The 13118-nt window shown below is 44.7% G+C and carries 8 protein-coding genes; all 8 read left to right on the forward strand.

Translation table 11 applies throughout. The features are described 5' to 3' along the window. Positions 1 to 26 precede the first annotated feature (26 nt). The 8 genes from rsmC (at position 27) to IQO02_RS06855 (ending at position 13118) form a co-directional block, all read left to right on the forward strand. Positions 27 to 1049 (forward strand): 16S rRNA (guanine(1207)-N(2))-methyltransferase RsmC, encoded by a 1023-nt coding sequence (gene rsmC / locus IQO02_RS06820; protein ID WP_016800668.1) that lies wholly within the window; start codon positions 27 to 29, stop codon positions 1047 to 1049. A 216-nt stretch (positions 1050 to 1265) separates the two neighbouring features. Further along, complete coding sequence (locus IQO02_RS06825) at positions 1266 to 4655, forward strand: response regulator (RefSeq protein ID WP_016787808.1); 3390 nt, start codon at positions 1266 to 1268, stop codon at positions 4653 to 4655. A 708-nt stretch (positions 4656 to 5363) separates the two neighbouring features. Next, positions 5364 to 7046 carry an ABC transporter substrate-binding protein gene (locus IQO02_RS06830; RefSeq protein WP_016768984.1) on the forward strand — a complete coding sequence of 561 codons (1683 nt, stop codon included), beginning with the start codon at positions 5364 to 5366 and terminating at the stop codon, positions 7044 to 7046. A 169-nt stretch (positions 7047 to 7215) separates the two neighbouring features. After that, a complete protein-coding gene (locus IQO02_RS06835) occupies positions 7216 to 8202 on the forward strand; it encodes an ABC transporter permease (RefSeq protein WP_010436046.1) in 987 nt (328 codons plus the stop codon). Between the two features lie 2 nt (positions 8203 to 8204). Further along, positions 8205 to 9230 carry an ABC transporter permease gene (locus IQO02_RS06840; RefSeq protein ID WP_009847563.1) on the forward strand — a complete coding sequence of 342 codons (1026 nt, stop codon included), beginning with the start codon at positions 8205 to 8207 and terminating at the stop codon, positions 9228 to 9230. A gap of 2 nt (positions 9231 to 9232) precedes the next feature. Beyond that, a complete protein-coding gene (locus tag IQO02_RS06845; RefSeq protein WP_009847564.1) occupies positions 9233 to 10216 on the forward strand; it encodes an ABC transporter ATP-binding protein in 984 nt (327 codons plus the stop codon). An 87-nt stretch (positions 10217 to 10303) separates the two neighbouring features. Beyond that, positions 10304 to 11299: an ABC transporter ATP-binding protein gene (locus tag IQO02_RS06850; protein WP_010436038.1), complete on the forward strand. Its 996-nt coding sequence runs from the start codon at positions 10304 to 10306 to the stop codon at positions 11297 to 11299. Between the two features lie 97 nt (positions 11300 to 11396). Next, on the forward strand, positions 11397 to 13118 hold the full coding sequence (locus IQO02_RS06855) for a glycoside hydrolase family 9 protein (protein ID WP_016791601.1): 1722 nt from the start codon (positions 11397 to 11399) through the stop codon (positions 13116 to 13118).

Raw genomic sequence — 13118 nt, forward strand, 5'->3', positions numbered from 1 at the left:
TTGCTAACGATTCAATAGAGTGTCCTATGTCAGCTTATATTGCCCCAAGCCAGATTGCTCAACGCCAACTCGCCTACTTTGAAGGCAAACATGTTTTAGTTGCTGGTGAGGCAGAAGACTTATTCCCTGTTGAATTAGCGAAACATTGTGAATCAGTCACCGTGTTTACCTCTAATTACAGCTACTACCGTCAATTAGAAGGCTGCAACACCATCCAACGTTTTTATGGTGCGGAGTTTACCGAAGAAACCAAAGCCGACTTAGTGATGCTGTACTGGCCAAAGGCTAAAGCAGAAGCGGAATTTCTGTTGGCGATGTTATTTGCCAAGCTAGGTAAAGATACCGAAATCGTTGTGGTTGGTGAGAACCGTTCAGGCGTGAAAAGCATCGAGAAGATGTTTGCTCCTTACGGCAAAGTCGTGAAATACGATTCAGCGCGCCGTTGCTCTTTCTACTGGGGTCAATGCTTCGAGCAACCACAAGCGTTCAACCTGCAAGACTGGTTTAAGACCTACACAGTTAACATTGATGAACAACCTCTGACGGTAAAAAGCCTGCCTGGCGTCTTCAGTCACGGTCAGTTCGATGTTGGTAGCCAACTTCTGTTGGATACCCTGCCAAAACTAAAAGGCAAAGTACTCGACTTTGGCTGTGGTGCAGGCGTACTGGGCGCAGTAATGGCATCTCGTCACCCTGATATCGATCTAGAAATGTGTGACATCAGTGCATTTGCCGTCGCATCAAGCCAAGCGACCCTCGAAGCGAATGGTTTAACGGGTAAAGTCTTCGCTTCAGATGTCTATTCTGATACTGCAGAAGACTACCAGTTCATCATCAGTAACCCACCATTCCATTCAGGTTTGGACACTAGCTACAGCGCGACTGAGACCTTACTTGCTCAGGCTCCTAAGCATTTGAAGCGTTCTGGTGAAATGATTATTGTTGCGAACAGTTTCTTAAAATATATTCCAATTATTGAACTGGCGTTTGGAAAATGCGCGACTCTAAATAAGACCACTAAATTCGCGATCTATCACGCAAACAAATAACCTATCTAGCACAGCGCAGGGTCATTATCTGCGCTGTCTGCTCATGTTTTTGTCAAAATTCTATAAAAATGAGCTTTTGCACACGCTTTAAATACCACTTACTTGTCAAAGTAAAAAAACTCGTTAATTTCGTTAAATTGGAACCCGTTAATTCTATTCTCTGTACTTGTTTTCGCCCCTTTTAGCAGTACATCAAAGGAAAGTAGTACCCAATTTATGTTTAGATTCTATCGTAAGCAGAAGTTTAAGCGCCTTCAAAATACCCTAATGTTGGCATTTCTTGTCCTCAGTATTACACCAGTGACACTTATCGCGATATTTTTCCTCCAATCGCACAGTCAGGATCTTCAGGAACAAAGCACCTCACACCTTGTTTCGGTTCGTGATACTAAGCAGCAGCAAATTGTCGATTACCTGCAAGCTCAAGAATCCCAAGTCATGGGCTTTGTTCGCTCAGAATTGGCCAATGCCAGTGGCGGACGCTTTTATGGTTTGATTAACGCCTTCCAGCGTCTCGGTTTAGATATTGACGAGGCACGTAGCAATGCTCAGCAACGCTACATCCAAGGCTCCGGCGATCAAATTAAAACATCGATTCTTCCAGAATCCAGCAGCTTTATAGGCAGTGAACGTTATCGTCTGCTGCACAAGCGCTACCATAACGCTTACCTAGAGCTGCTTAAACGCTCCGATTTTGACGATATCTTATTGGTTGATATTAACGGCAATGTGGCTTATTCGGTGTTTAAAAATGACGATTACGGCACCAATTTGCTGACTGGAAAATACAAAGATTCAAATCTCGGTGTTACCTTTCAACGCTTAGCAAAAGACGTAAAAGACAAACGTAAATCCAACGAAGATTACACGCCCGTTATTGTTTCCGACTTTAAAGACGAAGACGGAAAACAAACCGCATGGTTAGGTGCGCCTATCGTACAACAGGGCTATCTACACAGTTATGCGATGTTTAGACTACCGATTAACGGCATTACTAAGCTGATCGCCGATTTAAATAAGCGCTCAAATATTCAAACCCTTTTGGTTGGTGACGATCACTTGCCTCGCAGCCTTGCGCACTCACAAGAGTCGATTAATTTGAGTTTGGATGTTGTCGATAAGGCACTTGCCGGTGAAACAGCCGTTGGGACGTTTGATAACACTCAAGATCAAGCGATCATCGCAGCCTACACTCCTATTGATCTTAAATACGCAACATGGGCTTTGGTCGTGGAACTTCCAGAAAAAGAAGCCTTTGCTCGTATTCATCAGCTAGAAAAGATCTTCGTGATCGTTATGCTAACAGCGATCATTCTTGTATTTGTCGCATCGCATTATCTGTCTAACTTTATCACTTCCCCACTACTTAAACTGACGTGGGCTGCCGAGAAAGTCTCGGCGGGAGATCTTGATGAAACCATGATCAATACCGAACGCAAAGATGAAATAGGTCGCTTGGCGGTGAGTTTCGAAAGAATGCAGCGATCGATTCGTGACAAAATGCAGCTGATCAAGAGCCAAAACGATGAACTAGAGGACAACCTTAAGACCATTCAAAAGCAAAACGAAGAGTTGCAACTGGCCAATAAACTGAAAGATGAGTTCTTAGCCACCACCTCACATGAATTGAGAACGCCATTGCATGGCATGGTTGGTATTGCTGAAGCGCTGATATCTGGTGCCAACGGCCCTATTCCTGCCAGCCAGAAATACCAACTGGATATCATCATCAATAGTGGTCAGAGATTGGCAACATTGGTTGATGATCTTCTCGATTATCACAAAATGCGTTATGGCAGCTTGGACATTAAAAAGTCAGCGGTTGACCTGTCGGCTGCCACCAGCTTGGTACTTGAGTTATCTCATCACCTGTTAGGTAACAAACCAATCCGTATCATTAACCAAGTGCCGAGTGATTTAGGGCTCGTTTCATCCGATCCTCAACGACTTGAGCAAGTCATGTATAACTTGGTTGGCAATGCTATCAAGTACACATCCGAAGGCAAGATTGTTATCTCAGCAAGCGTTATCGACGACAACATTCGTGTACAAGTTGTCGATACAGGTCAAGGTATCCCAGCAGAATACCTTGAACACATCTTTGAACCACTGATTCAAGCAGGCCAAGATTCAAGTAACTATCGCCAAGGTGCAGGGCTTGGGTTATCCATTAGCCGTCAGCTCATTGAACTAATGGGCGGCTCGTTGTACGTGAGTAGTCAACCAATGCTTGGGACAACCTTCAGCTTCACATTACCTCTAGCTACCCAACAAGAATTGGATAGTTACAATGAATCAGGGAGCTACTCACACTTCCAAGCCCCAGATTTAATTGATAACTCTCAGCAAGAAAACAGTGTTATCAACGAAGACCCTAATGGTCCGTTGTTAGTGATTGCTGACGATGAGCCAGTCAACCTGCGCGTGCTAGACAGCTTCTTAAAATTGGAAGGTTACCGAGTTCGTACCGCATGTGACGGCCCTGAAACCATTGAACTGATTGAGAAAGAGAAACCAGAGCTACTTCTGCTCGATATCATGATGCCAGGTATGAGCGGCTATCAGGTTTGTGAAGCACTTCGTAAGCGATACGATCATGCACAGTTACCAATCATCATGCTAACGGCACTCAACCAAGCAGAAGACCGTGTTCGAGGTTTCGAAGCAGGTGCCAATGACTATTTATCTAAACCGTTCAACAAACAAGAACTGGCCGCTCGAATTACAGCGCATCTATCAGCAAGTAAAGCCGAACAGAGACGCCTTGAAAACGACCAACTGCAACTGGAACTCAAGCATAGAGCTATGGTTGAAGCTAACCTGTTGGAAACTCAAGGTCGACTGCTAGAACAACTAGAATCAGCCCCTGAAGCCATTATATGTATTCGTGATGACCAACGTATTCGCTTCGCCAACGAAGCGGCAGCGAAACTATTTAGACGTGGGCAAGAACAACTCAAGCGTTCAATGGCCGACGAGATAATCGCGCCTAAATATCTTAAAGTGGAACAAGCCCATTACTGTGGTGATATTGATATCTACATAGATGACACACGTCAGCGCATACCAAGTGATATCCTTAAGCTACCTGAAGGCTCAGGGCTCGACACAATGTATATCTTTAATGTGGGTGGTGGTGTTAACTCAAACCGAGTTAATAATCTTGAAACCGCGGTTGAAGCACTTTCAAGCTACGCCTTTGAAGGTGACAAAGATAAACTACAACAGCTCAAGGAACTTGGCGGTGAGTTTACTCGCCTTGCTGATAAAGCGAGCGGTGAAGGTAAAAACAAACAAGAACTGATGCGTGAAGTACTAGTCGATGTCATGACTAATGCCATCATCTACTGGGAGTCTGTTACTGGTGAAACCAAGTTTGCCTTCGCAGAGAAAAGTGGGTTGTGGCGCGTCTATTTAGACCGCAGCACCCTGCAAACTCGAACGCTAGACAAATACCTACGCGTCGAAACCCTACCGAAAACGCCTCGCTGGCGAACGGTACTAAGCTCAATCGAATTCATACTTGAGCACTGTAAAGAACAAACACCAGAAAGAACTCATATTGAGATGCTAAGGGATAAACTACAGAAACTACTGACTAGTTAACCTTGAAGTAAGATCACAACACTGTGAATCATGGAGCCCACCTAGCGTGGGCTTTTTTGTGAGTATCATTTGCGATAAAGCACAATAACGTCTATTCAAATACACTTCTTTCACGATATTAAACAAGCAAAATGACACGTTACTCAAGCTTAAACAATCACTAGTTCAACCGCTATTTTTAAGCTTATTCTTGGCTGAATTTCACTATTCCCCTACTCTTTGTTGCAGTTTGAGAAGCGAGTCACAACAGAACGGCAGATTTAATTTTCTAGAGAAATTTAACGTAAAATTAGCAAGTGACCAAGATCTACAATTACATCAAAACCAAACAACCCCCTATAATAAAATGAACCTCAAGTAAGTAAGTACTAACAATTAAGTATCACTACAAATTCAACTGCGAGTCACATCACTCTAACAATTGCGCGCAAAAAACCATCAATCCGCCCTATTTTGACGTTAATGACGTGGGGTTGTGTGTTTTTAACGTTTTTAACGGGAAACGAGTTTGATTAATTCATCGATAAGGTGTTTTCTTACTCCTGCCAAAGGCCTACAGGCCACTCTTACCACTTCTCAGAATCAACGATGAATCTGGAGCAACGAAGAAGAGGTAGGCCTTTAACTAGAGTGTGTATCTACTAAACAATTAGCGACAGATAACATTCAATCCATTAGCGAAATGAAAGCAAATAGTAAGGAACAGCTATGCTTGCCAATATAAAAAAAACAGCACTAGCAACAGCAATTATTGCAACTGCTACAACAGGTTTTGCATCAGTAGCAACTGCTGCAGAACGCAGCGAACTGACCGTTCACCCGAAAGAGTACACTACATTCGTACGTAACTTTAACCCGTACCTTGGTGCTACTAACCTACATACTACAACTGACTTCATGTATGAGCCGCTAGTAGTATTTAACGAAATGCACGGTAACACTCCAGTGTTCCGTCTAGCTGAAAACTTCAAGATGTCAGATGATCTGATGAGCGTTGTTTTCGACATTCGTAAGGGTGTTAAATGGTCTGATGGAGAAACTTTCTCTGCTGATGATGTTGTTTTTTCTTTCAACCTTGTAAAAGAGAAGCCAGAGCTTGACCAGTCTGGTATCAACTCTTGGGTAACTTCTGTAGAAAAGCTGAACGACCACCAAGTTAAATTCAGCCTAACAGAAGCAAACTCGAACGTACCTTATGAGATTGCTAAAGTACCAGTCGTACCTAAGCACATCTGGAAAGACATTAAAGACCCATCAACTTTCACTAATGAAAATCCAGTGGGTTCTGGTCCATTTACAGAAATCGATACGTTTACAGCTCAACTTTACATTCAGTGTGAAAACCCGAACTACTGGGATGCTGACAACCTAGATGTTGACTGTCTACGTGTTCCACAAATTGCGAACAACGACCAGTTCCTAGGTAAAGTTGTAAACAGTGAGATGGACTGGACGTCTTCTTTCGTTCCAGATATCGATCGTACATACGCTGCAGCTAGCCCTAAACACCACTACTGGTACCCGCCAGCAGGTACACAAGCATTCATCGTTAACTTCAAGCACCCTGATGCTGCGAAGCATGAAGCATTGAGCAACGTTGAATTCCGTCGTGCTTTCTCTATGGCTCTTGACCGTCAAACTATCATCGACATCGCATTCTACGGTGGCGGTACTGTGAACGATTTCGCATCAGGTCTTGGCTACGCATTTGAAGCTTGGTCTGATGAAAAAACTCACGACAAGTACAAAGGCTTCAACACTTACAACGCTGAAGGTGCGAAGAAGCTTCTTGCTGACGCTGGCTTCAAAGATGTAAACAAAGATGGTTTTGTTGATACTCCATCTGGTAAGTCTTTCGAACTAATGATCCAATCGCCAAATGGCTGGACTGACTTCAACAACACAGTTCAACTAGCGGTAGAACAGCTAAACGAAATCGGCATTAAAGCGAAAGCTCGTACGCCTGACTTCTCTGTTTACAACCAAGCAATGCTTGAAGGTACATACGACGTAGCATACACAAACTACTTCCACGGTGCGGATCCATACACGTACTGGAACAGTGCTTACAACTCATCACTACAATCTGGTGATGGTATGCCTCGTTTCGCTATGCACTTCTACAAAAACGACAAGCTAGATGGTCTTCTAAACAGCTTCTACAAAACAGCTGACAAGAACGAACAGCTAGATATTGCACATGGCATCCAGCAAATTATCGCTGCAGACCAAGTGACAATCCCTGTGATGTCTGGTGCTTACATGTACCAATACAACACAACTCGATTCACTGGTTGGTGGAACGAAGAAAATCCAAAAGGCCGCCCAAACATTTGGGCTGGTATTCCAGAGCGTCTACTTCATGTACTGGACCTAAAACCAGTTAAATAGGTAATCGTTCAATCTTTGCGGCGTAACTTCTTACGCCGCTTATAAAAATCCCCACACTATCAATTGAAAGTATGGCGCTAGTCGTCAGGGGATTTTTCGTTCCAAATTTCGCTAGGAGCGACCTGAATCCAGAAACAGGGAAACAATCTGGGTGAGTAAGGTGTGAGTTATGGGTTATTTTTTAAGACGTTTGTCATTTTATTTTGTCGCGCTATTAGTTGCAGCGACGTTAAACTTTATTATTCCAAGAGCAATGCCTGGTGACCCAGTTACCATGATGTTTGCGAACGCTTCTGTTCAAGTTACTCCTGAACGTATTGCTGCAATGAAAGAATTATTAGGCTTCGTTGATGGCGGCTTATTAGTTCAATACGTGGCGTACATGAAGAACATTCTTAGCTGGGAGCTTGGTACATCAATCCAATTCTACCCACTTTCAGTAAATACACTGCTGGGTGGTGCATTCGGTTGGTCGCTTTTCTTAGCTGGCACCGCGGTTATTCTTTCTTTCTCTATTGGTTCAATCCTAGGTATTTTCGCAGCATGGAAACGCGGCAGTAAATACGATGCATTTGTAACTCCAGGGATGCTGATTCTCCAAGCTGTTCCTCAAGTTGTTATTGCCATGATTGCGCTATTTACCTTCGCAATCGGCTTGAAATGGTTCCCAACCGGCTACGCCTATACCGCAGGTACGATTCCGGATTGGACAAGCTGGGCATTCATTAAAGATGTCGCTTTCCACGCCTTCTTACCTTTGCTATGTGCATCTATTGTTCAAATTGGTGGCTTCCTAGTAAACATGCGTAACAACATGATCAACCTGCTAGCTGAAGACTACATCACCATGGCGAAAGGCAAAGGCTTGAGCGAAAACCGAGTAGTTTTCAACTACGCAGCTCGTAACGCGATGCTACCAAGTGTGACGGCACTTTCGATGTCACTAGGTATGGCAATCGGTGGTCAGTTGATTATCGAAATCATCTTTAACTACCCTGGTCTTGGCAGCGTACTTTTCAACGCAATTAACGCTCGTGACTACCAAGTACTGCAAGGTCAACTGCTTATCATGACGCTATTCATGCTGTTCTTTAACTTAGTTGCAGACATGCTTTACGTTGTTCTTGACCCTCGTCTTCGTAAGGGTGGTAAATAATCATGAAAGATATTCTAAAACTCATTTGGCGTAACCCGATGGCCCTAACAGGCGTCATCATCCTAAGTATTTTTATTCTTGGTGCTATTGCGGCTCCATTGATCACAAAACATGTGCCAGACAAGCGTACAGGTAATCCACACGAATACCCTGGCTTCGTGGTTAAGTCTGCACAAACTAACCCTGATGGCTGGGTTGCTCAAAACCTAGCAGACGATCGTCGTACGTTGATAATGTCTAAGAAGGCAGACCACGTACTGGGGACAACTCGTATGGGTCGTGACGTTTGGTCACAAGTGGTATACGGCGCACGCGTATCTCTTGCTGTAGGTTTTGGTGCGGGTCTTACCGTATGTTTGCTCGCGACAGTGATCGGTGTTTCGGCAGGTTACTTTGGCGGACGTGTCGATGATGTTCTGACAGCCGCAATGAATATCATGCTGGTTATTCCTCAATATCCATTACTGTTCGTAGTTGCAGCCTTTATCGGTGAGGCAGGGCCACTCACCATAACCTTGGTTATCGGCTTTATGTCCTGGGCTTGGGGTGCGCGTGTTGTTCGTTCCCAAACCTTAGCACTGCGCGAAAAAGAGTTTGTAAAAGCCGCTGAAGTTCTGGGTGAATCTTCATTCCGTATTATCTTCGTAGAGATTCTTCCAAACCTTATCTCTATCGTTGGCGCGAGCTTCATCGGTTCGGTGATGTACGCAATCATGATGGAAGCAACGATTTCGTTCCTAGGTCTTGGTGACCCGAACACAATCAGCTGGGGCATCATGCTTTACAACGTTCAAACCTCTTCATCAATGCTGATTGGCGCTTGGTGGGAACTATTGGCTCCTTGTATCGCACTGACACTACTTGTAACTGGTCTTGCTCTACTTAACTTTGCTGTCGATGAAATTGCCAACCCGCAACTGCGTTCTCACAAAGGCATGAAGCGTTGGAAGAAATTAGCAGCACAAGACAAAGAAGAACGTGAACCAGAACTACCACCACAAAATGCACTTTGGAGCGGAGATAAATAATCATGTCTGAACCACTAATTTCTATCCGCAATTTATGCGTGGATTACATCACAGAGTCTGGCGATGTTCGTGCGTGTAACAACGTAAGTTTCGACATTGCTCCAGGTGAAGTATTCGGCCTAGCTGGTGAGTCTGGCTGTGGTAAATCAACCGTTGCTTTCTCTCTTATGCGTCTGCATAAGCCGCCCGCTTACATCAGTGGTGGTGAGGTTATCTTCAATGGTGAGAACATCCTTGAATACAGTGATGACCGTATGCAAGCATTCCGTTGGAGCGAGATGTCGATGGTATTCCAGAGTGCGATGAACGCACTCAACCCAGTATTACCAATGGAAGAGCAGTTCTGTGACGTAATTATGCGTCACACCAACATGACTCGTGAGCAAGCTAAGCAACGCGCTGAAGGTTTACTTGAAATCGTAGATATTCACCCAAGCCGATTGAGTGACTACCCTCACCAATTCTCTGGCGGCATGCGTCAGCGCTTGGTTATTGCTATCGCGTTAGCATTGAATCCAAAGCTGATCATTATGGATGAGCCAACGACCGCGCTTGATGTGGTTGTTCAGCGCGAAATCCTACAAAAGATCTATGCACTGAAAGAAGAATTTGGCTTCTCGATTCTGTTCATCACCCATGACTTGTCATTGATGGTCGAGTTCTCTGACCGCATCGGCATCATGTATTCAGGTGAGCTTATCGAGGTTGCTAATGCTCAAGATATTCTAGAAAACCCTTACCACCCTTACACCAAAGGGCTGGGTAGTTCTTTCCCTCCACTAACAGGGCCAAAAACAAAACTAGCGGGCATTCCGGGCAACCCTCTGAACTTGTTAGAGATTCCTGAAGGGTGTCGTTTCCAAGCTCGTTGTGACCGTGTACATGAAACGTGTACCAAGGTACCAACCAAGCTGCGTTCTATCGACCCGGGGCATTTGTCTAACTGCCACCTGTACGGTGACCCAATAGTACAAAGGAAGCTATAGCTTGCACGCTGATTCAGCGTGAATAACGAATAAGGCGGTTCGACCGCCGAAATGCAAGCAAAGCGAATAAGGATTCTGGAGACAATTATGAGCAAAGATTTCGGTCAATTATTGGTAGAAGGCAAGAATGTCGTAAAAGACTTCCCAATAAGCAGTACCACAATTCAAACCCCAATGATGCGTGCGATTAACGACGTGTCATTCAAGATGTACAAAAGCCGCGGTCTAGCGGTGGTTGGTGAGTCTGGTTCAGGCAAATCAACAACAGCAAAAATGATCGCAAAAATGTACGCGCCTTCGGGCGGTACAATCGAATACAAAGGCCGTGATATCCAAGAGATCTCAAGCAGAAAAGATCTTATGCATTACCGTGAAGGCGTGCAAATGGTATGGCAAGACCCGTTTGGTTCCCTGAACCCAACACATAACATCTTCCACCACATTGCTCGACCATTGTTGATCCACAAAAAAGTATCTCCAGGTAACAAGAAAGAGTTACAGGAGCGTGTGTACGATCTTCTAGAGCAAGTTGGCTTAGTACCACCACAAGCAACGGCAGAGAAGTACCCTCACCAACTCTCTGGTGGTCAGCGTCAACGTGTCAACCTAGCTCGTAATATCGCAGTAGGTGCAGAAGTTGTATTAGCCGATGAACCTACGTCAATGCTTGATGTATCGATTCGTGCTGGTGTTTTAAACCTAATGGAAGAGATGAAATTTGAGAAGCAAATGTCTCTTCTTTACATCACTCACGATATCGCAACCGCTCGTTACATCGCTGAAGATCTTTCAGTGATGTACGTAGGACACATGGTGGAATGGGGCGATACCGATGACGTTATTGCTGACCCTCAACACCCTTACACTCAGCTATTGGTTTCGGCAGTTCCAGATCCGAAGAAATCGATCCACGAGAAACTGGCAGGTAACAAAGGGGAAATCCCTCTTTGGACACCAGTCTCAGCTGGTTGCCCATTTGCAGGTCGTTGTACTCATGCAATGGATAAGTGTAAAGAGCAGTTACCAGGGGTTACGCAATTAGCCGATAACCACTTTGTACGTTGTTACCTACACGAAAGCTAAGCAATAAATGCCCGTTAGGGTCTGCGGACCCTAACTATTTATCCTAAAAAATTTCAGGTACCTAGCCATAAGAAACTAGGACTTTTGGAGAGTATTGATGCTGTTATTGACCAACCATATTGGCTACGAATCCACGGCTCCAAAGCAGGCTATCTTACAAACTAAGAAAGCTCGCTTATCAAGTACGACTGCATTATTAGTGTGTGCCGACAACCATATTACCGTGGGCAACTTTGATGTTGTAAAACAAGGCCGCGTAGCAAACTGGCATCAAGGACAATTCTTCACAATCGATTTCAGTTCATTTACCGAATCCGGTCGCTACTACCTGCGCTTTGATAACCTACGTTCAGAAGTGTTTGAGATTGGCAACAACCTACTAATGAACCACACGTTTTCTGATGTGCTTCATTACTTTAAGTCACAACGCTGTGGCGGTATTTTCGACAAAAAAGATCAACAGGCACAAATTCTAGGCACTGACAGATACGTCGATGTCCATGGCGGTTGGTACGACGCATCGGGTGATGTGAGTAAGTACTTTAGCCACCTGTCTTATGGCAACTACCTTAATCCTCAACAGATTCCTATGGTTGTTTGGAACATGCTTAAAAGCGTGCGCTTAACCAACAATAACCCTGACTTCCCAAAATTCTCCATGACTCGCCTGACGGAAGAAGCCCTATTCGGTGCCGACTTCTTAGTGCGCATGCAAGACGCGGCTGGATACTTTTATATGACGGTATTCGATAAGTGGAGCAAAGACATCAATCAGCGCGACATCTGCGCTTATGCCACTCAAGAAGGCCATAAATCAACGGACTTGCAAGCGGGCTATCGACAAGGTGCGGGCGTTGCTATCGCCGCATTAGCTGCTGCATCTGAACTTGAAACCTCGGGCAGTTACTCGAGCCAAACTTACCTTGAAACTGCCGTTAACGGTTATTGGCACCTAAAAGAACATAACCTGCAGTACCTAAACGATGGCGAAGAAAACATCATCGATGAATATTGTGCCCTACTCGCTGCAAATGAACTGTACCGAGTAACAGAAGACGAGCAGTACCTATCAGAAGCAAGAACTTGGGCGAATCGCTTGATCGCTCGTCAGCAATCCGATGACTCATTTGCCCACTTCTGGTCGGCCAACTCTGATGGCTCTCGCCCTTATTTCCATGCTGCAGAAGCAGGCCTTCCAGTGATTGCTCTGTGCGAGTACATCGACAATGAAACCAATGCAGTTCTGAAAGAACAAGCTCGCACGGTTGTTGAAAAAGCCTGTCAGTTCGAAATCAATATTACCGACAAAGTCATCAATCCATTTGGCTACCCAAGACAGTACGTTAAAAATGTTGATGGTGATAAGCGCGATGCTTTCTTCGTTGCTCAGAAAAATGAAACGGGCTATTGGTGGCAAGGCGAAAACGCACGTCTTGGTTCAATCGCAACCATGGCATACTTAGTTCAACCACATATTCAAGATAGCGAACTTCAAAAGCGTTTAATCCAGCTTTCACAAAACAGCCTTGATTGGATCTTAGGTCTCAACCCATATCACATGTGTATGCTCGATGGTCACGGCCATAACAACCCAGATTATCTACCACAGCTTGGCTTCTTCAATGCAAAAGGTGGTGTCTGCAACGGCATCACGGCTGGGTTCGAAGATGAACAAGACATCGCATTCAACCCACCAGCACAGAAAGACGACATGCTTCAAAACTGGCGCTGGGGTGAGCAATGGATCCCCCATGGGGCGTGGTATTTGCTCGCGACCGCTGCGCAATTCAATTACCTATCGCAACGTAAGGAGCAATAG

Origin of the sequence: Vibrio sp. OPT24 (assembly GCF_015163545.1) — a bacterium.
Classification (GTDB): Bacteria; Pseudomonadota; Gammaproteobacteria; order Enterobacterales; family Vibrionaceae; genus Vibrio; species Vibrio cyclitrophicus.